The sequence below is a fragment of the Rickettsia tamurae genome, assembly GCF_000751075.1.
Lineage (GTDB): Bacteria > Pseudomonadota > Alphaproteobacteria > Rickettsiales > Rickettsiaceae > Rickettsia > Rickettsia tamurae.
Genome location: NZ_CCMG01000007.1, coordinates 1 through 21,614, shown reverse-complemented (window position 1 = coordinate 21,614; position 21,614 = coordinate 1). Strand labels below are relative to the sequence as shown.

Here is a 21,614-nt window from a genome sequence, read left to right as displayed (position 1 = left end):
GCATGCCGCCATATATACTAAAATGTAGTCAAATCATTTGACTATAGCGGATAATAATAACTGAATGGAGCTATGAATACGGTAGATATTAGATTACGTGTTTCAAAGACAAAAGCAGAAGAAATATTTAAGCAAATGGGGATGACTATGTCGGAAGCCATGAGGATATTCCTAAATCAATGTATAAATAGCGGCGGTTTGCCTTTCAAACCACATATTAAGATTCCTAATGAAAAGACTATAAAAACTTTTGAGGATACAGAATAAGCAAATTGGTTTAACTATCTCAAATAATACAAAAGAAATGTTTAATAAGTTAGGCATCTAATTTGTATCATCATTGCAAGCGACTAAAAACCTTGTTGTACGACTTCTATGTCATTCCTGCGAAAGCGGGAATCCAAAAAAATAACCTTAATACTAGTACAAAAATTACGCATCAATTGACAAAATAAACCTAAAAAAACAAGTTTTTTATAGGTTTTGCTGGATTCCCACTTTCGCGGGAATGACATATAAAGATGATCTAAGAAAATACTGCTCGTTCGACTGCATCTACGCTATGTTGCACTAAATCCTTAGCAATTTCTTTAGTAATCATCTTTTTTAGACCGTTTTTAAGTTTTTGTCTAACACATCCAAGCATTTGCGGTTCTGCTACAATAATCAACTCCTTATATTTAGCTTGATCAGCAGTAGTTACTTTCTCTAAATGTTTAATAACGCTCCTTGCTGCTTCTTTATGTTCTATATCTTTTAGTGAAGTATGCGGCTCAAAAAGTGATCCTGGGGTAGATTTATTTTGGTAAGGGCTTTGTCTTTTTTCTCTATGGTGGTGATGTTCCTCTAAATCTAAAGATAATTTTAAAGGTTTATTAGTAGTAATTTTAACTCCTTGAGCGTCATAAAGCATCATTTGTTTACTATCGATAACTGCAATTAATTTTAACGGTGCTGTACTTACCATAAATACCTCCATAAGAACTAAGTTGCAATTTTATGATAATACAATTATTTTTAAAACCTAATATTAATTTAATAATTTTTGCTTTTCACTGTTAATAATTTGCTCAACCTTGTCATTAAGTATACGTACGTCAGTTTGCTCTATTTCTTCTTTTTCTATTACACCTATAATCTTTACCTTTATAGTTCCAGGCTGCTTAAACCAAAACCCTCTAGGCCAAAATAAACCGGCATTATGAGCCATCATTACAATTGGAACTTTAGTAATTGAAGCAAGCTTTACGGCACTTGGCTTAAATTTCACCGTTCTATCAGGCGGAACTTTAGTTGATTCCGGAAATATTATTAACCATAATCCTTCTTTTATTTTTTCCTGACCTTCTCTTAAAATCTGAGCAACCGAGCTATTAGTACCACGGTCAACCGCAATAGGTTTAACCATCCGAAGTCCCCAACCAAGCAAGGGGATATTAAATAATTCACGCTTTAATACCCAAGAATGTTTAGGAATAATCAACTGCATAAACATTTGATCCCAAAAGGATTGGTGATTAGATACGACTATTGAGATTGTTTCCGGTAATTTCTCAAGCCCCTCTACTTCATATTTTAAACCGCAACAAATTTTTGCAAGCCATACAAAAGCATAAGAAAAGATAATGGCAATTCTATATCTTATTTGATAGTTGACATTGAAAAATGTTACGGGTATGTAACATATAAGAAAAAAAATAAATGTAAATAACGATAATAATACGTAAAATGATAAAATTCTTAAACGCCACAGCATAATTATTAAGATAATTACATTAATTAAAATGGTATTTATAACATAATTTTACAATGAGTAAAATAAAAAGGTATTAAATGAAAAAAACTGTTCTTTCCGGTGTGCAAGCAACCGGTTCTTTACATCTCGGTAACTATTTAGGTTCAATTAGAAACTGGGTTAAAATACAGGAAGAATATAATTGTTTTTTCTTCTTAGCAGATTTGCATGCTATCACGGTTGATATTAAGCCATCAGAACTTAATAATTCAATTATGGGGGGGCTTGCTGTTTATTTAGCAGCAGGGCTTAACCCCGACAAAGTAACGATTTTTGCCCAAAGTATGGTGAAAGAGCATACTGAACTTGCTTGGCTACTAAATTGTGTTACACCGCTTGGATGGTTAAAGCGAATGACGCAATTTAAAGATAAAGCAGGTAGCGATCAAGAAAAGGCTTGCCTTGGGCTATTTTCCTATCCGGTACTTATGGCAGCGGATATCTTAATATATAAAGCTGATATAGTGCCTGTAGGCGAGGATCAGAAGCAGCATTTAGAGCTAACAAGAGATATTGCAGGTGTGATAAATAGGAGATTTGATAAAGAAATTCTAAAAGTCCCGGATATTTTAATTAGTGAAACAGGTACAAGAATCATGAGTTTACGGGATGGATTAAAGAAAATGAGTAAATCTGATATTTCGGATTTTTCCCGTATCAATTTAAAAGACGATAACGATCTTATTCATCAAAAAATAAAAAAAGCTAAAACCGATCATTTAAGCTTTGTTAGCTATGATAAAGAAACAAGACCGGAAATTAGTAATTTATTAGATATTTATAGAAGTTTATCCGAAGAAAGCTTAGAAAAAATAATCGATAATTATCAAAACCAAGGTTTTGCAAAATTTAAAGAAGATTTGGCAGAAATTATTATTACAAATCTACAACCGATACGTGATAAATATTTAGAATTAATGAATGATAAAGAATATTTATTAAAAATACTACACAAAGGAGCAGAAAAAGCAATAATTAGAGCTTCTGAAACGGTTAACGAAGTGAAAGAACAATTCGGATTTGTAATTTAAATTTATATATTGCAAGATTTCCCTTGAAATATATAAGATTATTTGGTATGAATCTTCTTGGATAGGTGGCCGAGCGGTTTAAGGCACTAGTCTTGAAAACTGGCGTACGGGCAACCGTACCGTGGGTTCGAATCCCACCCTATCCGCCAGCTCAGTTTATAGTATCATGCCCTTTTATTTTCTTTATAGTGCTTAGTATATTTATCTAGTAAAATCCTGGTCATTTTTTTATTGGTTAAAAATCCTTAAATATATTCCCTAAATATCTATTTATCCAGTTGCTCCAACATCATTTTAGCGGCTTTTATACCTGCTTCTTTTGAAGTTTTTATATTGGTGGTTTCAGTATGGAAAGTTATTTTACTACCGTCAAGGTTACCGAGCATAAAATCGGTTTGTATATTAGACACCTTCCCAAACTCTACTTCTAGGGGTAATTTGTACGTTGCGGTGCTGCGTTCCGTGTTTTCTTCAAATTTTTCCCTATAAGCGAGTTTGGGAAGATGTCTAGGATCCGCATCTAAATATTTAGAGTAAGCAGCAATCGGGGTACGGCAATTAGCATCTAGATATTCTAAAAAAGCTCTTTCAGGTTTTATTAGTTCAAAGGTAGGAATATGATTAATTTGGTTGCATATCTCAAGCATAGCATTATCATCTTGTCGTATTTCAACTGCAATGACTCCCTGCCCTATACACGGTAACATCTGTGAATATTCTATCAAATGACAGTATTCTGGATTAAATGCCCCTAACCTTTTCAGCCCTGCGTATGCTAAAATTGTCGCATCAACTTCGCCGGTCATTAACTTTTTTATTCTTGAATCAACATTCCCTCTAAAAACCGTTACCTTTAAATCCGGTCTTATTTTTTGGATGAATGCTTTTCTTCGTACTGCCGAGCTACCTATTACGGCATTTTGCGGCAGTTCTTTTATGGATTTATAATTTAAACATACAAAAACATCTCTAGGATCTTCACGCTCTAAAACGGCAGCAATTACTAGCTCTTCGGGTATTCTACCAGGTACGTCTTTTAAAGAATGAACGGCTAAGTCAATTTTTTTATCAAGCAAAGCTTGCTCTATTTCCTTTAAAAATAAAGCTTTGCCGCCTACATCGTATAATGGTTTATTTTGGATTAAATCCCCGCTAGTAATAATTGGTACTATTTCACAATTAATATCAGGAAAAAATTGTTTAATTTGCTGAATAACTAAATTAGTTTGTATTAAAGCAAGCGGACTTTTTCTTGTACCTATTCTGATAGAATTTGTCATTTGTTTTCTACTATTTCAAAAGGGCTAGTAAAACTTAAAACATTACTGCTTATAATTACTTCATGATTCATAATAACCGGATGATTTACCTCTCCATGCCCTATTCCTACTGCTTTATAAGCTTCTATATGCGGAATATGATTTAAACAAAAACTTTTTATAGCTTGTTCTACAAACTCATCCCCTTTAGTAAAATCACCGAAAATTATCGCCTCTATATCGTCAAATATACCGGCATTTTTTAATTGAACTAGATTACGATGCACGGCATAGGCTTTTTCATTAACGTCTTCAAGCAGTAATATATTACCTTTTTTAGGTTAATAGAAGTTCCTATTAATTTGCTAAAAACCGTTAAACTTCCGCCTGTTATTTTACCGGTTATATTTTCCTCACTAATTTTCTTTATAGGTATAAGTTGTATTTCACTCTTTTCTCCTTTAAGAACATTTATTATAGATGTAATATCCTGATTAGTAGGCGGTAGTAACGAGGTTAGTACTGAACCGTGAATAGTTGGGATATTATAATGGTTATTTAGTAATAAATGCAAAACGGTAATATCGCTATAGCCTATCAGAATTTTATCGCCTTTTTGCTTTATATTAAAACAATCTTCCACAAATTCACCGCATCCATATCCGCCACGAAAAGCCCAAATTATTTTAACCTGTTCGTTTTCCATAGCTTCTTTAAATGTTCTTAGCCTTTCCTCTTTAGGAGCAGCGAAAAAAGGCAATTCATCACCTGAAAAAATCTTATCATCTACTAAAGTTTTAAACCCTTGTAGAGTTAGTATTTCAATAGCTTTCTTTAGTTTATCCTGTGCATCAGGACAACCTTACGCCGGTGCTATAATTGATATCAAATCTCGTTGTTTGTTAAAAATAATCTTTTTCATAATAATGTCATCCCGTGGCTTGACCACGGTATCTAGATAAAAATGTTGAAAAGTGCGTGTTATAAGTTGTTTTTTGGATGCCGTGGTCCAAGCCACGGGATGACAGCAAAAAGTACTGGATTCCCGCTTTTGCGGGAATGACATTAAAATCATAATAGTTATACGAAGATCAACTTCAAAAAGAGCAAAGAGTCTATAAGGCGAGGAGCGGAGCGTATACTTAATACGTGAGCACCGCAGCTCTTATAAGACGACGTAGTCAATTTTTGAAGTTCATCGAGTATAAGGCATCGTAAAAATAAAAGTAGTCTTCCCCAGTTTATCGTTTTCTGCCCAAATTTTTCCGGCGTGCAGTTCTATTACTTTCTTACATAGAGTAAGCCCTACTCCTCTACCTCCTGCCGGTGTACGTGTTTTAGAGCTTACGACAAATACGCCGAATATACTTTGCAATTCCTCTTTCAGTACTCCTATTCCATCGTCTTTTATACTAAACAAGATATTATTTTCTTGCATGTGTAGATCAATTTTTATTATTCCCTCACTACAATAGCTAATAGCATTAATTATTAGATTATCGAATGTGTGTTTAATATAATGAGGATCACAGTTAAATATTATATTTTCTTCAATATCAGATATAAAATTTAAGGTTTTGCCGTTTAGATATAATTTCTTACATATTTTAATCCTTTCATGTAGCAATTCGCTTAAGTTTATATCTTCTTTATTTAGTTCATAATTAAGACTAGATAATTTTGAAAAATCTAGAATATTATTTATCAAGCTATTTAATCTAGTAGAGCTTTTAGCTATAATCTCTACGGCATTACGACGCTGATCTTCATTAAATTTATCATAATTAGCCCATAAGGTTTCACCAAGGCTAATAATACCGGTTAGCGGCGTATTGATTTCATGGTTTATATTACGTAAGAACTCATGTTTCAAATCAAGTAACTTCTCTAATTCCTGCTCTCTATAATTAACTCTATTACCTAAATGGGTATTTTTTAGGTTAACTAATCTCTCTTGCTCCTGCCTTGGTTTTAAGAATACTATTAAAAGGCTGCTAAATAAGGTTAGGAAATATACTACTTTAAATTGAAAACTATCTATGCTAATTAATAACTCCTCATCCATAAAATATTTATAAAACTCTATACTAGCAAACACGCCCGTAACGGTCATAAGTAAAGTAGCTTGCCACCTGAATATCGTTGCAATTATAAGTAAGTTAATTATCGAACACATTAATTGCAGCTGATCAAAACTACTTGATATAACAAGTAAACTACCGAAAAATATTAATATAACAAAAGTAGCAACAAACCAAGATAAAGATATAATATAATAATTCTTTTTAAACTTTAAAGACCATAAAGGATAAGTGATTAATATTGCAGCAGTTATAAGTGTGGTATGGTAAATAATATTATATATATTATATATATCCAAATGGTTCATTATTCTGCTACCCGGTGTGGTATATAAAGATGAGAACATCGATATTAAAATAAATATACCGACATAACTATAGGTAATTTCTTGATTTGGTAGGGTACCTTCCCAATATTTAAAGATGTTAAAATTCTTAAGATCACGAAATAAAGTCAAAAATTTTCTTTTTCTCTCTTGCCTGATTATTTTAACGGCTAGCGGCTCTTTTAAAGAACTAAACCCTCCGGGTTGCTTTAAAATATAATGGCTTCCAAGGAAAAAGAGTAAATTTACGATAGTTGCGGGTAGTATCGGATAAATACCTAGAACTGCTCTTAAAGAAAATATTTGCCACAATATAATAGTTAATATTGCAGCAATCATACCGATAAAAAAACTTTTGGCACTTGATTTAAAACCGTATATTAACAAAATTAACGGCAAAGTGATTAGAGGTAAATAGATACTAGTTAACAATAGAAATAGATTTATTAAATCTTTCGTATAGAGTGATATAATAAAACCTATTAATCCTATAGTAATTGCGGTTATATAATTATAATTTAATGAAGCTTTTTTAATGATGTCATTAGTAAAAGTTACCGCTGCAACGTTAATATAAGAGTTAGTACTTGAGATTATCATTGCCATAATAACGCCGACGATTAACCCCTTAAATCCTATATAACTTTTAATAATCCGTAAAAACAGTTCATTAGTGTCAACACTCGGTTCTTGAGATAGTAATAATATTACAATCCAAATAAATAAAACGGATAAACAAAGACAAATAATTGTCGAAATAAAAAAAGTTTTTGATATTTGCTTTGTGTCTTTTGCCATCAATACTCTTTGAAAAATTGAAGGACCAAGCGACGGAATCGCAAAATATATAAAAATATTTAAAGAAATCCAAAATTTAGGACTAGTATAGTGAAACAATCCTTGTAAATCAGTCAGACGAGTTTGTACGTTTGAGTCTATAACTATATGCGGATCGCTAAAAACATTCCATACGACAATTCCTATTACCGGAATAATTGCACTATAGGTAAAAAACTGTACGGCTTCGGTAAAAGTAACCGATTTTACGCCGCCAAAAGCAGAATAACTTATTATTACGGTGACTATACATAAATCTATATAAAAATTTGAAATATTAAAGAATAGCTGTAATATTAAACTTGCTACGTGGAATTGCATGGCAATTCTACCTATAGACATTAATATACTAACTATCGACGTAAGAATACGAACTTTGTTACCGTACGCCTCCCCTATTATTTCTGCTGCCGATAAGCTGCCCAAAAAATTCTCAAAACAAGGAGCTATAAAGTAACTAATTAATAACCAACTAACGATGCTACCGAATATACTAGGTAATAAGTAAAATAATCCATCCGTATATATTCTTGAATTATCGATTAAAAAAGTACTAGTACCGATCCAAGTAGCAATAAGAGTTGCAACTATCGTACCTGTAGAAAAATTCCTTTTTCCTATCGCATATTCGCGAATATTTTTTATATTTTTGATATTTAGAAGTCCAACTAGCAAATTAATCGCTAAAAAGCTAGTAAAAATGAGGAGATCTATATTTGGCATAGAGTTAAGTTATAGGGATTTTCTATGCAAATAATAATAAAGATAAAAAAAGAAACAAACAATATTTTTGTGGAGTTAAAAAAGTATGTCATTCCTGCTTTGGCATTGTTGTGTGGATCTATTTTTCCGTCATTGCGAGGAAATTACGTAAGTAATTGACGAAGCAATTCAGTAAAAAATTCTGATTTACAGAATTTTTTTATTATTTTTCTGGATTGCCACGCAGTCTACGACTGCTCGCAATGACGACGCGAGAATAACATTAAGATAAACTATCATCTTGTTCACATCGAGAATTTACATCAGCACCTTTTTCGATTAAAGTTTCTACTACCTTCTTAGCATTATAATCACTATACCAATCAAGCGTAGTTCTACCACCGGCATCACAGAAATTTATATCAGGTTTTGTGTTTTCATATTTTCTATGCATTCTTTTAAGAATTCTGTTCCAAATTCACCAAGCCATGCTATAGCATGGAATTTAAATTGATCAATAATCTCAGCATTAAAGCCTTTTTGTTTTACTATTTTTTCTATTATAGCTTAGCTAAATTTTGTAGATCATGCAAATTGATAAGTAATAATTTTTTTTCTTGATCTGAGGCTTTGAAAATATTTTGTTTAATAGACCATATTATATTACCAAGTGTAGCAATCATATTATTACCGCCGGTAGAATTTTCAAGGTCACAATTTTCTAATGTTTTTTCTACTAATTTTTCTACTTTTCTTATTAAAGCCTTAAAATCTGCTTGAGCTATATGCTTACGACCTTTGTCGGATATTTTAGATATTGTATTTTGTATTTGTTGTAAAGTACCGTTAGCTACTAAATTTAATATATTATTTGCCTCAAGTGAAGGGTTAGCTTCAAATTTAAGTAAGTTCTCAACTATTTTATAATATTTATCTATTTGAGCTTGATATACACTTATATTTGTATCATTTGGATTATTAGCAATAAGCTTATATTTATTTAAATAAGTCTTTATTACGGAATATTAAAGCAGCATGATTATTATCTTGACCAAAATCATTAATATCTAAACCTAACAGCTTAAATTTTTCGATTTGCTCGACACGAAATTCATCGGAAATATGCGTCTCCATAGTAACACGCCAAAAATTTTGGATTTGTGCTTTTTCAGCTGCAACAAATTTATTCATTATTTGAGAATTATTATGAAATACTTCTATCACTTTAGTGCTATTACTCCATAGTCCCCATTCAAAAACGGTATTACCGTTTTTATCTCAATCAGTTTCTGGGTTGGAAATCATTTTATTTAATACTTGTACTGCAGTACTTTCTAATACATTTTTAGCAGTTTGACTTTGCTGTTGAGGCATTAAACTGCAAAGAGCTTCAAAAATATTTAGCTTGGAATTATTAAGCTCATTAATATTAGTTCCGTTTAATATAGACGGTATTTGTTGTATATTTCTTGAATTTAGCAATTGAAAAAGACTCTCTATAAAAAAACCAAAATTTATATTTTGTAATAAATTACCATGAAACATGGTTTTTACTTGTGTCATTAAAATACATAAAGTATTAATAAATGTCAATGGATTATTTACTAATAATTTAAATTTTGTTAATTAATTTAATACCAAGGTGCGAGAGATAAGTTTATTTTAATCCCTTTAACGGTAATATCAGCTTCTTTATCGGCAAGATATTTTTCTTCTCTGATTAAGGCGATTGCTTTATTACGGTAACTTGAGCATATTACGCCGATTTTATCGTTATCTGCGAGTATTTCTTCATCTTTAACTAATGAGGATAAATCTTCATCTGCTGTAATTTTATATATCTTTCTTCTTATAACACCTTGATATTTAGCTCTTGAAATAACTTCCTGACCAACATAACAGCCTTTGTCAAAACTAATTGCATTTAACTCCTCAGCACCATACATATTTGGAATAGATTTATCTGTGATTAAATCTTCTACTCCGTCTATTATTGCAAAATTATATTTATCTTCTAGGTATAATTTTTCATTAAAAGAAGCTGGATTCCCGCTTTCGCGGGGAGGTATTGTTGCATGGACCGATTCCACTCTTGTCATCCCGCGACTTGATCGCGGGATCCAATCTTGTTTAATTGTTTTCTGGATACCGCGGTCAAGCTGCGGTATGACACCGAACTCATATATAGAACGAAAACCGAGCATAGTATAGCGAGGATCACGAGATGTAACTAGCGTGTCTATATCTAATTTTTGATGTGAGTAGATAACTTTATATTCTTCGCTGCAATCTATTATTTGTATTTTAGAGCGAAATTTATAAAAGTTTAAATGCTCTATCAAAGCAGCTTTATTACTTTTATCAATATCAAGGTAAATTTCCTCAAGGTTAGGAACATACACAAAAAAATCAAATAAATATCTTCCTTGATTATTAAGCAAATAAGTATAGCAGTAATTATTCTTTTTTATGTCGTTAGTAATGAGATTTTGTAGGAACTTTACGGAATCTAAACCTATTATTTTGATAACTTCTCTATTACTTAATATTTCATACATAATTATAATATTATTGACTTTATAGGTTCCTAACTACTATACTCTAAATTTATATAAATTAAACTTAATAATCATGAGATGTTCATCTTACTGTACTTCTTCCGAATATAAGATGAGTGATCTAGTTACTAATTTAAAAAAGATTGGTCTTGAACCTCAACATTTTGACGATGTTTTATATATTCGGAAAGAGATAAATAAAGATTCTGATTTTATAGAGATATTTTTCTTTCCGTTTGGCTGTGTAACTATTTGGGGCGGCGATGAAATTCAAGAAAAAATAGTTTTAAGCGATACTGATTTAGTAACCGTGAACAAGCTTAAAGAGCCGGTGTCTGATTATATTTATTTTGAATATAATACAGAAGTCGAGAAAACATTTATTGATGAAGAAAAGAATAAAATAATCTTAGCCGATAAATCAGTTTTTGTTAAACTTTCTATTTCCCATGCTCTTGCACAATCGGTTAAACTTAGCGTTCTTGAGCAATCCGTTAGTAACTTGATTGTTCAGACAACCCCTATACAACAGGAACTAGCTAGAACCGGTAGCGTATCGCTTTCTAAAAAGGAGATATTACAGCAAATAGGTATATTATTTAACGAGCGTTATTCAATCAGTTTGTATAGCGATATATTCGATACTCCGGAATTCTTTTGGCGTCGTCCGAGCTATGAGCCTCTATATCTCATGACAGCAGAGTTTCAAGACATAGAAATACGGCAAAATATAATGAATCATCGTCTTAATATGATTCATGAACTTTTAGACATTCTTTCAAATGACCTTAATTATAAACATTCTACCAAACTTGAGTGGATTATTATTATTTTAATCGGTCTTGAAGTTATCCTGTCGTTATCTCATACTAATCTTTTCTTAAAAATTATCGGAGCTTTATAAATAGCTTCTATGCAAATTATCGATAATCAAAAAACATTAGAAGAATTTTGTAACCGGTTAGCAAATAAGGCATGCTTAAGCATAGATACGGAATTTGAGCGTCGCTATACTTATTATGCTCAGCTTAGTATAATTCAAGTTAAAGCAGAAGAATATTGCGGAATAATTGATGCATTAAGCAATTTAGATCTGAATATTTTTAATAAGCTGCTTGCAGATAATAATATTACTAAAATATTTCATGCTCCTCGTGAAGATTTAGAGATTTTCTATAATTTATTTAAAATACTACCTTCTAATGTTTTTGATATACAAATTGCAGCAAATATTTGCGGATTCGGTAAACAGCTAAGCTATGATGACCTTTGCTATAAGCTAATCGGTATTACTATCGATAAAACCTACCAAAAATCTAACTGGCTAAAACGCCCTATCACTAGTGATATGTTAAATTATGCAATGTTAGACGTGGAGTATTTGTATAAGATATATAAAGAGTTAAATAATATAATTATTAGAAATAATTTAACTAATAAATATCAAACTACTCTTAGTTCTTTATTAGATGTTAGAAATTATAAGGTTGAGCCGAAAGATGCTTGGAAAAAAATAAAATATAGAAGTGATGATGAGAGTTTTAACCACAAAATTCAAATGCTTGCAGCTTATCGTGAAGAGAATGCACAAACTATAAATATTCCTCGTAAGCATTTTATTTTAGATGAAGATTTAATAAAGCTTAGTAAATACCCGCCATTGAATCACAAGGATTTTAAAAATCTAAATTTAAAAAGCAAATATTTACACAAACAAAAATATAAAGATGAAATAATAAGTTTGTGTAATAACTTATAAGAAAAAAGGCTACAAATCAAATAACTTGTAGCCTATATATGAATAGAAAAAATTAGCCAACTAATGTAACTTGTATCTCACTATCTTGTACTACTTTGACATATTCGTTGTATACATCATCAGGCAAGTTACAAAATGTCTGATCTATGATAAGTGTCCCTACTCCTACCAATGCTAATTGAAAGCAAATATCTCCAGTCTGAGTATCGCCGGATACTTGTCCTGTTTCTAGCCAATCTCCAACTGCTTGTGCAAAAAAAAAGCAAAAGGTACACCGATCAATACGACAATTTTTTTTATTATATCAACCATTTTACCCTAAGTTGATTTTTGTAATAATATTTTATACAATTAAAAAAATTAAGGTTATTATACCGAAATCACAAATTTAAGCTTACGATCATGAGATTCAACCAGAAAATTATCTATTAATTGTTCTTTTAAACAAACTCCGGCGGTTAATATATTTCGGTTATTATTAAGATATCGGTCAAAATGTCCTTTGCCGTATCCAAGTCTATAACCCTCTTTACTAAACGCAAGTCCTGGGATAATAACTAACTCAGGAATAAAAAAATCATTATTTATAGGTTCATAGGTTTTAAAAGCCCCTAAAGCCAATTGATCGTTATAATGATAAGGACAATATTTTATCTCATTTTTTATAATTTTCGGTAAGAAGAATTTTATTTTAGGATGTAAGTTTGTTATTTCAAGTAAGTTAATTTCGTATTTTAGAGGAAAGTAAAGTCCTACTGTCTTTACTTTTAACTCATGTAATAACCGGCTAATTTTATTGATTAGGGAGTTTTTGACTAAGTTGGAAGTAATTTTTTCTTGGTTTTTTATTAAAAGTTCTTTGAAATAAAGACGCAGTTCTTGCTTGTTCATATCATTGTCATACCGTGGCTTGACCACGGTATCCATAAAAATAACTTACCATTCTAATAATTTTAATTGGATGCCGTGGTCAAGCCACGGCATGATAATTTGAACATTTACATATTAATAGTCCTTTTATCCACACTAAGTGCTGCTTCTTTTATAGCTTCGCTTAAAGTTGGATGGGCGTGGCAGGTTCGTGCTATATCTTCTGAAGCTGCTCCGAATTCCATATAAGCGGTAAGCTCGGCAATTAATGTACCTGCATCGGCTCCTATAATATGAGCTCCTAAAACCCTATCGGTTTTACTATCGGCAAGAATCTTAACCATACCTTCCGTACTACCGATTGCTCTTGCTCTACTATTTGCTAAAAACGGAAACTTACCGACTTTATAATTAATGCCTTTTTCTTTTAGTTGTTCTTCCGTTTCACCGACGCTTGCTACTTCAGGATAAGTATATATTATGCTTGGAATTAAATTATAGTTAACATGTCCTGCCTGCCCTGCCATAATTTCCACGGCAGCTACAGCCTCTTCCTCGGCTTTATGAGCAAGCATAGCTCCTTTTACCACATCACCGACTGCGTAAATATTTGAAATTGCTGTTTGGAACCGGTCATTAATCTCAATTCTACCTTGCTTATCCGTAATAATACCGACAGACTCAAGTCCTAGATTTTGCGTATAGGCTTTTCTGCCTACCGCCATCAACACAACATCGCTTGTTACTACCGAACTCTTACCGCCCTCCTCTATTGTCAGATTTACTTTTCCTGACTTTACTGCAGATAGCACTTTAGTATTCAGTTTAAACTCTATACCTTGTTTTTGCTGTAGTTTCATAAATTGCGTAGCAATTTCTTTATCAAGCATAGGTACAATGCTCGGTGCATACTCAATAACTGTTACTTTAGCTCCCAAACGACGCCAAACTGAACCAAGTTCTAAGCCTATATACCCTCCCCCGACAACTATTAAGTTCTCAGGTACTTTAGAAAGTTTCAAAGCACCGGTAGATGAAACAATAAATTCTTCGTCTATTTTGATGTTCGGTATTTCTATGACGCTGGAGCCTGTAGTAATTAGGATATTTTTGGCTTTAATTTGCTCTTTATTTACTTCAACGATATTACTAGAGATAATTTTAGCTTCGCCTTTTATCCTAGTAACCTTATTCTTAGCAAATAAGCTTTCTATACCTTTTGTAAGATCAAGAACTACTTTATCTTTATTAGCTAGCATTTTTTGTAAGTCTAGTTTTACATCTGCAGTAATACCTATACTCTCAAAATGCTTTAGAGCTTCTTCATATTTTTCAGAGGAATTAAGTAAAGCTTTCGACGGTATGCATCCTATATTTAAACAAGTGCCGCCAAGAGTATCGTTTTTCTCAATACACGCTACTTTCATACCAAGCTGAGCAGCCCTAATACTGCCTGTATAACCGGCCGGACCGCTACCTATTACCACTAAATCAAATTCTTGCATATTTTTACCTTATATTATCCTCCCTTTGTCATACCGTGGCTTGACCACGGTATCCAGAAAACAACTTAAAATACTAATAATTTAGTATTTTTAACTGGACCCTGTGGTCAAGCTACGGGGTGACAACAAAAAAGCCTAGATTCCCACTTTCGCGGGAATGACATCGACTGCCATACGGCAATACCTCTATCATCATTCCAACCCAACCATACACCACTATCACCTTTATAACAACTTTAATCTTATACTATTCTTATTCGGTGAAGCAATAAAACTAATTAAATTAATATTATCTTCAAAGCCGTTTGTATAATTTTGTAGTAAAGAAAACATCTTTTTAGAAACAGCGTAATTATGACTAGCATTTAGTGAATTTGACTCACCTATATTTTTTATTTCCCTCATTAAAGCTAAAGGATTATCAAATTTTAGTTCTATATTTTCATAGTCAACAATTACTTCAGCAAATCCTGCTTGTGATAATAGCATTGGGACATGATCAAAATGAATAAAAGGAGGAATATGAGGAAAATGTTTAAAACCACTTGCTATTTCGGCATCTATTAAGGATTTACGTAAATTCTTTAAGCTATTTCCTCCGACAAAATTACCGATAAAAATACCGTCAGGCTTTAAAAATGTTCTTATATTAGATAGAAAACTTTGCACATCGTTTATCCAGTGTAATCCTAATGAATAAATAATTAAATCAAAAGAGTTCGGAGGAAATTCTAAATCTTCATCATCGATTAACAATTTGTGATTATGCTCAAAAAAATCAAGCAATAAAGGCGACATATCTGTTACGGTAATATCGGCACTTCGATAAGCATTTTTTAGTAAACTCGTAAGATAACCGCATTTAGTCGATATTTCTAGAATATCCGAAAAATCCTTATCAATCATCTCTAACCGACTTATTATATCATTAGCTGCATGCTTGATAAATAAGCTGTTACTTATTCCCGCTACTGCATTATTTCGGTGATTTTTTAGCTTTAGTCTGTTGAATATATAATCCTCTCCTATCTTGAATTTTCTCTCCTAAAATTGTTGGTGGCGGTCGAGAAATAAAACCTCCTAAAAAATCTCCTAGCAAACTATTTTGAACAAGTTCTCTCTGCCTTGCAGTGCGAATATCATCCCCTTTAACTCTATCTAGCCCTTCAAAATTCTCCTGAATACCTACAACTATAGGTTTCGTATTTTTATTATTAGGCGATAAAGGTTCTAAACTCAACAGGCTTTTTTCTGAAGGGTTTAAATCTGAAGTTAGATCCAAATACTCTAAGTAGACAGGTTTTAGTTGTTTATCATTACTAGAAACTTTTTTTCTTTCTACCGCTGAAACATTGTTCTCTGTCTTATTAGATTCTCCTAGAGATTTATAACTACTTATACACAACAATAATAATATAAATTAAACAATATATGAATCAAGTATTGAAATAAATTAATTATTTCTAAAGATATTATCTTCGTATTTTTTTCTATAATATATTTTGTAATTCTCGTTTCTTATATCATTAAACCATTGGTCTTGTTGTTTTTTAATATAATATAGGGAATTAGATTTACTTTTACTAGTTTGGAAATTATCTTCACAAAATTTTAAAAAACCTGATATTAAAGTTTCTACTCCATTAGTCTCAGATTTTTTCTCAAGAAATTGCATAGAAAAATTAGTAGGATTATTATGTTTTAAATAAAATTGCTTATATTTCTCATGAATTTTATTTTCTTTTTTTATTTGTTGTTCTGAAAAAGATAATTTTTCCTCTAATAATTTATGAATTTCGGTGCAGTCGCTCCAAGGTAATTCTATTGTTAGCTGCTCTTCCTGATATTCAAAATTATCTTGAATATTGTTAAAATCGGTATTTACTTTTACCGCACTTACTAATATTAAAAAACATGTAATTAATTTAATATTCATAGAATTAATTAATTTTAGCAGGAACCGGTATCATAATACTACTTCTGTATCTTTTATTGCCAATAAAAAGTGATTTTTTTTGAACTTTGTTATTATTTACCGGAATTGTATCTTCTAAAGCCCCTTCATTATTATTTAGATAACTATGTAAGGATGCTTTATAAAGAGCCATATTACTTGCTATTTTAACTACATCTTGCTTATATTTAAACCCTAAAGAATGTGTAGCCGAATGATAATGAGCTATCGCTTTGTGCCAGCTCCCTAACTGATCATATTTTGAACGTAAAAATTCTGCACCGTAACGAATGTTATTATTTGGATCAAATGCCTGTTCAAGGGAATTAAAAGCCCCTAAATGATGCCTTAAGTTAATCTGCATGCATCCGACATCAATACTCTCTCGCCCTTTTATAAGCTCTATTCTAACAAAACTTACGGCTTCTCTTTTACTGTTAAAATAATAGCCTGTTCCTTCAACATTTACCGTCCAAGGCCATACTACTCTAATTTTACGGGTTGTATGTTTTTTTCCCGATTCTTTTAAAGCTATTGAATGTAACGTATTAGATGGGATATTAAATTTTTTTTCAAAGTAAGGAAAAAGTTTTGAACATTTAAAGGATTCAGCTATTTCAGGATCGGCAATAGCCGGCTTAGAGAAGAGGATAAAGGATAATAATAGGAGTAGTATGGTCATTGTGTTATTCTTTGCCTCCCCTATGTCATTCCCGCGAAAGCGGGAATCCAGAAAAACATAAAATAATCTACGTTTATAATATTTGTATTTTTTAAGAACTGGATTCCCGCCTACGCGGGAATGACATAGGAAAATTTGGCACAATTCCCAAACCATACCGGCAACGCTAAAATAAACTTGAGTTACAATAAGATAAACTAGCCTATCATAACTTATATTATGAAGCAAGGGAAGTTATGGTATAAGAAGCGAACAAGATTACTTATAAATCATTAGCATCAAAATTATCTTTAGTAATACCTAATGTTTCTAATATTTGTTCAAGTTCCATTACTACAGGCTCTAACTCAGCTGACTTTTTATTAAAGTTAAAATTTTCTGAGGTTAATGTTTCTTCATCTAAATTTGCAGCTCTAACCGCATTAAATCTTACGCCAACTTCTTTAAGCCATTGATATGTATTATTAACATCTTCATTATTTCTATAATAATCACTACAATCATTTAGTAGTATGTGAAATATTGTTGTTTTTAATGTATCGCTTTTAGTTGCCGGTAAATTTTGAGCAAGCAACTCTAATATGTCCTTACCTTTATAGCTTCATTATTATTTTTTGCTTCTTTTGAAACCTGCTCTAAGGACAATAAACCTTGTCTTAATTCTACACTGTCAGTATTATTAGTTTCAATAAGCTTTTTGATTTCGGTAAGTATACTTAAATAATCTGTCGATTCTAGTTTACCCATTACATCTTTTTTTTAATTTTCAATCTAAAGACTCTTTCACAAATAATATATCCTTATTTAAATTAAAATCTCAAAAACCATGGAATATGGATTCTGAATTTTTGAAAACGGAAATATATAGAATTTGTAAAATTTTGTCAATATAATAAAATATAAGGTTTGTGTATAGAAATTATTAATTATTTTTAAGAAATAAAAATAATCTATCATAACTTCTCTTGCGAAACAAAAGAAGTTATGACATTTAAGGGGTAAAGATTTAATCTAAATCCCAAGCTGCATCATTAGTGTTTTGAGGATTACCTAGTATATCGGGTACCATACCAACAAATTATTAATATCACCCCCTGTCGCTTGCAAAAGATTACTTACTTGCGTTACAAAGTCTTCAGCAGTTCTACCTTGAGCATCTTGAGGATTAGTAGTCCCATCTAAAGCTTGCACTCCGGCATTAATTAATGTTACTAAATCCTTAGCTTGCATACCTAAAAAAAAATAGTATCTTCTGTACCGCTCTCTCCTCTATTAGAACTAGTAGAAGGTTGTACATGTGGTATTTCCTCTCTGTTAGCATGAGCAGTTGCTTGATGAACCAAAGCTGCAAGTTGTTGATCGTTAAGATTATTTTGTTCCTTTGACATTTCTGGAGATAAAGTAGAATCATCCTCAGATAGATCAATTAGATCTTCTTCTTGCAATATAGAGCTTGTATTCGCACTATAGCTTAAAGCTTGTAACATTGAAAAATCCTCATCTTTAATTACGCTTTCATACCATTTTTTATGTTCGTTAGCTGCATGTTTTGCATTTTCATTATTTTTATAATTATTTGGAATAGCGTATAAACCGTATTCTCCTTTATCTACTTCGTCTATTATGATTTTAGCTATCTTCAGTTCATCTATATTTAAGTCAATATTTTGTTTAAAAGAAGTTTCAGTATCTGATCACCTTGTGCTGCCCCTTTATTATTTTTCCAGCCTCTTATTAAACTACAATAATCTATACCTGATGTTCTAGCATGCTCTAATACTGCTTTTATAGTTTTCCATTGATTATTAGCTTTTTCATTTTCACCTTGCTGCTCATCTTTAATAGCGTTCTCAGCCCATTTAGCAATTTGAGCATATGATGCTAGCTCCCCTACTGCATAAATATGGATACGTGTTTACCTGGATAATCTACTTTTGTAATTATTTCAAATAGATCAAATTTTTGAACTAATTTTGGTAATTCAACAAGAATTCATCATAATATGGTTTGTCTAAACTCCATTCTCTTCCATTTTGTTTGGTTTCATTTATAGTTTCTTGAGTAAAGTTATATAATGAATATTTATTCATAATTTGATCCCTTTGTAATTATTGGTTAAATTTATATTTAAAAACCATAAAATATGGTATTTCTTAATTTTTATAAACATATAATATATTATTTTATTAATATATTGTCAATAAAATACCATGTTTCATGGTTTTTATTTAAAAATGCTTTAAATTGGTAATTGACTGAATAAATAAAAATGTTTATTATCAGTCCAAATTAAATGTAAAAGTATATTTTATGAAAGTTGTTAGCTCATTAAAATCATTAAAAAAACGTGATAAAGATTGTCAGATCGTTAAAAGAAGAAGCAAAATTTTTATAATAAATAAAAAGAATAAAAGATTTAAAGCAAAACAAGGTTAATTAATCGGATGAACTTGAAAGCATGTGAGTATATGTCGTCTTTGTAAGTTCTCGGATGCTGAACGTTTAATATACGCTCTGCTCCTCGGCTTACAGACTCCTTGCTCTTTTCCAAGTTGATCTTCGTATATTACTCTTCATTTTACTTCGGAGTATATAATACTACTTTTGAAAGAAAAGAAATAAATATGGCCGGTCACTCAAAGTTCAAAAATATTCAGCACCGTAAAGGGGCTCAAGATAAAAAAAGAGCAAAAGTTTTCACTAAATTAATTCGTGAAATAGTTACTGCAGCTAAAACCGGTTCTTCTAGTAATCCTGAAAATAATCCACGTCTTAGAAATGCTTTAACCGCCGCACGTAGTCAAAATCTCCCTAAAGAAAGAATAGATAAAGCTATTAATAGTGCTAATGATTCTTCTAATACCGAAAATTATACGGAAATTAGATATGAAGGTTATGCCCCGAATGGTATTGCTATAATAGTTGAAGCTTTAACCGATAATAAAAACCGCACTGCTGCAGAAGTACGCTCTAGTTTTACTAAATATGGTGGAAGTTTAGGCGAAACCGGTAGTGTCAATTATTTATTTAAACATTGCGGCGTTATTCAATATCTAAGCAATATAGCATCGAATGAAAATATTTTAGAAGCAGTTATAGAGTTAGATGTAGATGATATTATCTCTGATGATACCACCCATACAATCTATACGGATATTGAAAATTTTTCTAAAGTTCTAGAATTTTTAACCGGCAAATACGGTATACCTGAAGACTCTTATATAGGCTGGATTCCATTAAATACAATAATTATAGATGATAAGGAAAAAGCTGAAAAATTACTAAAGCTTGTGGAAGTTTTAGAAGAAAGCGACGATGTACAAAGAGTTTTCGGGAATTATGAGTTATCTGATGATATTTATGAAATAATACAAGGAGAACAATGACTTATAACGATACAAATTATCAAATAATTATTTTAGCAGCCGGTAAAGGTACTAGAATGGAGTCCGATTTACCGAAAGTAATGCATAAAGTCGGCGGAGTTCCAATGCTTGAAACGGTATTAAAGAATTCGCTTAACGTCACAAATGATGTAATTATAGTTTATTTAGAAGAACTTAAAAAACATTTAACGCCCTATGAAAATATGTGTTGCTTTGTACTGCAAGAAGAACCTAAAGGTACAGCTCATGCTACTTATACAGCAATAGATTTGATTGATAAAAATAAAACAATATTAGTTTTATACAGCGATCATCCTCTTATTACTCCAAAACTTATGCATGAATTAATAGATTACTTAAGCCTTACTAATTCTGCATTAGTGACTTTAAGCTTTGAGAGAGCAAATCCGGCTCAATATGGAAGAATAGCTACTGATAAAAATGGTGAGTTTTTAGAGATAATCGAATATAAAAATGCAAATGAAGAAGAGAAAAACATAAAACTTTGTAATTCAGGTATTATGGCTTTCAGTAGCGGAATTTTAAATAAATACTTACCTTTATTTGCTACTAATACTAACGGTAATAAGGAAGTTTATTTAACTGAAATAGTAAAAATATGTAAAAATCATGGTGAAAAAGTTTCATATTTATTATCTACTGATCATGATTTAATTGTTGGTGTTAATACTAAAAATGAGCTAGAAGAAGCTAATAATATTTTTTCTAAGAATAAGTCTTAGTATTACCCGCATGGATACCGAGTTGTCATTGCGGGTGGGCTTTGTTGCGTGGATCGAAAAACGCATTCGGTGTCACCCCGTGGCTTGACCACGGTATCCAGAAAAACAATAAAAAATACTAATAAT

Annotated in this window: 26 protein-coding genes, 1 tRNA gene and 4 pseudogenes; 10 read left to right on the top strand and 21 right to left on the bottom strand. The window is 31.4% G+C overall.

Features of this window, described 5'->3' with window-relative positions; genetic code table 11:
* Window positions 1–72 precede the first annotated feature (72 nt).
* Window positions 73–328, top strand: a pseudogene (locus MB29_RS01100) (type II toxin-antitoxin system RelB/DinJ family antitoxin).
* Window positions 329–526: 198 nt separating this feature from the next.
* Here the strand turns inward: MB29_RS01100 and MB29_RS01095 are convergent.
* Together MB29_RS01095 and MB29_RS01090 are read right to left on the bottom strand one after the other, a co-directional pair.
* Window positions 527–967 (bottom strand): host attachment protein, encoded by a 441-nt coding sequence (locus MB29_RS01095; RefSeq protein ID WP_032138801.1) that lies wholly within the window; start codon window positions 965–967, stop codon window positions 527–529.
* 63 nt (window positions 968–1,030) lie between these two features.
* Window positions 1,031–1,756 (bottom strand): lysophospholipid acyltransferase family protein, encoded by a 726-nt coding sequence (locus MB29_RS01090; RefSeq protein WP_032138719.1) that lies wholly within the window; start codon window positions 1,754–1,756, stop codon window positions 1,031–1,033.
* Between the two features lie 77 nt (window positions 1,757–1,833).
* Between MB29_RS01090 and trpS the strand changes: the two genes are divergently transcribed.
* Both trpS and MB29_RS01080 read left to right on the top strand, forming a co-directional pair.
* Entirely contained in the window at window positions 1,834–2,826 is a 993-nt protein-coding gene (trpS, locus tag MB29_RS01085) for a tryptophan--tRNA ligase (protein WP_032138718.1), read from the top strand.
* A gap of 59 nt (window positions 2,827–2,885) precedes the next feature.
* A tRNA-Ser gene (locus MB29_RS01080) sits at window positions 2,886–2,975 on the top strand.
* A 117-nt stretch (window positions 2,976–3,092) separates the two neighbouring features.
* On the opposite strand, the gene hemC is transcribed toward MB29_RS01080, so the two are convergent.
* The 3 genes and pseudogenes from hemC to MB29_RS01065 form a co-directional block, all read right to left on the bottom strand.
* Complete coding sequence (gene hemC, locus MB29_RS01075) at window positions 3,093–4,106, bottom strand: hydroxymethylbilane synthase (RefSeq protein WP_032138717.1); 1,014 nt, start codon at window positions 4,104–4,106, stop codon at window positions 3,093–3,095.
* Window positions 4,103–5,007, bottom strand: a pseudogene (locus MB29_RS12305) (LD-carboxypeptidase). The gene hemC and the pseudogene MB29_RS12305 overlap by 4 nt, the downstream one beginning before the upstream one ends.
* A gap of 273 nt (window positions 5,008–5,280) precedes the next feature.
* Entirely contained in the window at window positions 5,281–8,052 is a 2,772-nt protein-coding gene (locus MB29_RS01065) for a sodium:solute symporter family transporter (protein WP_032138716.1), read from the bottom strand.
* 24 nt (window positions 8,053–8,076) lie between these two features.
* Between MB29_RS01065 and MB29_RS13340 the strand changes: the two genes are divergently transcribed.
* Window positions 8,077–8,211: a hypothetical protein gene (locus MB29_RS13340; RefSeq protein WP_267881712.1), complete on the top strand. Its 135-nt coding sequence runs from the start codon at window positions 8,077–8,079 to the stop codon at window positions 8,209–8,211.
* Window positions 8,212–8,314: 103 nt separating this feature from the next.
* Here the strand turns inward: MB29_RS13340 and MB29_RS11150 are convergent, their stop codons facing one another.
* Window positions 8,315–8,485, bottom strand: coding sequence for an ankyrin repeat domain-containing protein (locus MB29_RS11150; protein WP_032138715.1), 171 nt, complete (start codon window positions 8,483–8,485; stop codon window positions 8,315–8,317).
* 176 nt (window positions 8,486–8,661) lie between these two features.
* Between MB29_RS11150 and MB29_RS11145 the strand changes: the two genes are divergently transcribed.
* A complete protein-coding gene (locus tag MB29_RS11145) occupies window positions 8,662–8,811 on the top strand; it encodes a hypothetical protein (RefSeq protein WP_215426150.1) in 150 nt (49 codons plus the stop codon).
* A gap of 216 nt (window positions 8,812–9,027) precedes the next feature.
* On the opposite strand, the gene MB29_RS12295 is transcribed toward MB29_RS11145, so the two are convergent.
* From MB29_RS12295 to ygfZ, 3 genes are all read right to left on the bottom strand, one after another.
* Window positions 9,028–9,222, bottom strand: a complete 195-nt coding sequence (locus tag MB29_RS12295) for a hypothetical protein (protein WP_233418829.1) — start codon at window positions 9,220–9,222, stop codon at window positions 9,028–9,030.
* 87 nt (window positions 9,223–9,309) lie between these two features.
* Entirely contained in the window at window positions 9,310–9,576 is a 267-nt protein-coding gene (locus MB29_RS12290; RefSeq protein WP_233418828.1) for a hypothetical protein, read from the bottom strand.
* 86 nt (window positions 9,577–9,662) lie between these two features.
* Window positions 9,663–10,589 carry a CAF17-like 4Fe-4S cluster assembly/insertion protein YgfZ gene (ygfZ, locus tag MB29_RS01045; RefSeq protein WP_032138714.1) on the bottom strand — a complete coding sequence of 309 codons (927 nt, stop codon included), beginning with the start codon at window positions 10,587–10,589 and terminating at the stop codon, window positions 9,663–9,665.
* A 112-nt stretch (window positions 10,590–10,701) separates the two neighbouring features.
* Here ygfZ and MB29_RS01040 point away from each other — a divergent pair, with 112 nt between their 5' ends.
* Window positions 10,702–11,493: an RMD1 family protein gene (locus tag MB29_RS01040; protein ID WP_032138713.1), complete on the top strand. Its 792-nt coding sequence runs from the start codon at window positions 10,702–10,704 to the stop codon at window positions 11,491–11,493.
* A 9-nt stretch (window positions 11,494–11,502) separates the two neighbouring features.
* Window positions 11,503–12,348, top strand: a complete 846-nt coding sequence (locus tag MB29_RS01035; protein WP_032138712.1) for a ribonuclease D — start codon at window positions 11,503–11,505, stop codon at window positions 12,346–12,348.
* Between the two features lie 52 nt (window positions 12,349–12,400).
* On the opposite strand, the pseudogene MB29_RS12285 reads toward MB29_RS01035, so the two are convergent.
* From MB29_RS12285 to MB29_RS13605, 12 genes and pseudogenes are all read right to left on the bottom strand, one after another.
* Window positions 12,401–12,630: pseudogene (locus MB29_RS12285) on the bottom strand (hypothetical protein).
* Window positions 12,631–12,717: 87 nt separating this feature from the next.
* Window positions 12,718–13,239: a 5-formyltetrahydrofolate cyclo-ligase gene (locus MB29_RS01030; protein WP_032138711.1), complete on the bottom strand. Its 522-nt coding sequence runs from the start codon at window positions 13,237–13,239 to the stop codon at window positions 12,718–12,720.
* A 107-nt stretch (window positions 13,240–13,346) separates the two neighbouring features.
* Window positions 13,347–14,723 (bottom strand): dihydrolipoyl dehydrogenase, encoded by a 1,377-nt coding sequence (gene lpdA / locus MB29_RS01025; protein WP_032138710.1) that lies wholly within the window; start codon window positions 14,721–14,723, stop codon window positions 13,347–13,349.
* A 225-nt stretch (window positions 14,724–14,948) separates the two neighbouring features.
* On the bottom strand, window positions 14,949–15,668 hold the full coding sequence (locus tag MB29_RS01020; RefSeq protein ID WP_324607267.1) for a methyltransferase domain-containing protein: 720 nt from the start codon (window positions 15,666–15,668) through the stop codon (window positions 14,949–14,951).
* Window positions 15,669–15,699: 31 nt separating this feature from the next.
* Entirely contained in the window at window positions 15,700–16,140 is a 441-nt protein-coding gene (locus tag MB29_RS01015; protein WP_032138708.1) for a hypothetical protein, read from the bottom strand.
* A gap of 36 nt (window positions 16,141–16,176) precedes the next feature.
* Window positions 16,177–16,659 (bottom strand): DUF2532 domain-containing protein, encoded by a 483-nt coding sequence (locus MB29_RS01010; protein WP_032138707.1) that lies wholly within the window; start codon window positions 16,657–16,659, stop codon window positions 16,177–16,179.
* Window positions 16,660–16,663: 4 nt separating this feature from the next.
* Window positions 16,664–17,359: a lytic transglycosylase domain-containing protein gene (locus MB29_RS01005; protein WP_407690041.1), complete on the bottom strand. Its 696-nt coding sequence runs from the start codon at window positions 17,357–17,359 to the stop codon at window positions 16,664–16,666.
* A gap of 262 nt (window positions 17,360–17,621) precedes the next feature.
* Complete coding sequence (locus MB29_RS07955; protein WP_233418827.1) at window positions 17,622–17,933, bottom strand: hypothetical protein; 312 nt, start codon at window positions 17,931–17,933, stop codon at window positions 17,622–17,624.
* A 2-nt stretch (window positions 17,934–17,935) separates the two neighbouring features.
* Window positions 17,936–18,106, bottom strand: a complete 171-nt coding sequence (locus tag MB29_RS12280; RefSeq protein ID WP_233418826.1) for a hypothetical protein — start codon at window positions 18,104–18,106, stop codon at window positions 17,936–17,938.
* Window positions 18,107–18,409: 303 nt separating this feature from the next.
* A complete protein-coding gene (locus tag MB29_RS13995; RefSeq protein ID WP_215426149.1) occupies window positions 18,410–18,589 on the bottom strand; it encodes a hypothetical protein in 180 nt (59 codons plus the stop codon).
* A gap of 2 nt (window positions 18,590–18,591) precedes the next feature.
* Window positions 18,592–18,846, bottom strand: a complete 255-nt coding sequence (locus MB29_RS13990; protein ID WP_215426165.1) for a hypothetical protein — start codon at window positions 18,844–18,846, stop codon at window positions 18,592–18,594.
* Window positions 18,847–19,249: 403 nt separating this feature from the next.
* Window positions 19,250–19,449, bottom strand: a pseudogene (locus tag MB29_RS13605) (hypothetical protein).
* A gap of 220 nt (window positions 19,450–19,669) precedes the next feature.
* Between MB29_RS13605 and ykgO the strand changes: the two are divergent.
* The 3 genes from ykgO to MB29_RS00980 all read left to right on the top strand — a co-directional run bounded on the left by ykgO (window position 19,670) and on the right by MB29_RS00980 (window position 21,488).
* Window positions 19,670–19,795 (top strand): type B 50S ribosomal protein L36, encoded by a 126-nt coding sequence (ykgO, locus tag MB29_RS00990; protein WP_032138706.1) that lies wholly within the window; start codon window positions 19,670–19,672, stop codon window positions 19,793–19,795.
* Between the two features lie 188 nt (window positions 19,796–19,983).
* Window positions 19,984–20,745, top strand: a complete 762-nt coding sequence (locus MB29_RS00985) for a YebC/PmpR family DNA-binding transcriptional regulator (RefSeq protein ID WP_032138705.1) — start codon at window positions 19,984–19,986, stop codon at window positions 20,743–20,745.
* The gene (locus tag MB29_RS00980) at window positions 20,742–21,488 is read left to right on the top strand and encodes a sugar phosphate nucleotidyltransferase (protein ID WP_032138704.1); all 747 of its coding nucleotides are present in this window, start codon (window positions 20,742–20,744) and stop codon (window positions 21,486–21,488) included. Before MB29_RS00985 ends, MB29_RS00980 begins: the two co-directional genes overlap by 4 nt.
* The last annotated feature ends 126 nt before the right edge of the window (window positions 21,489–21,614 follow it).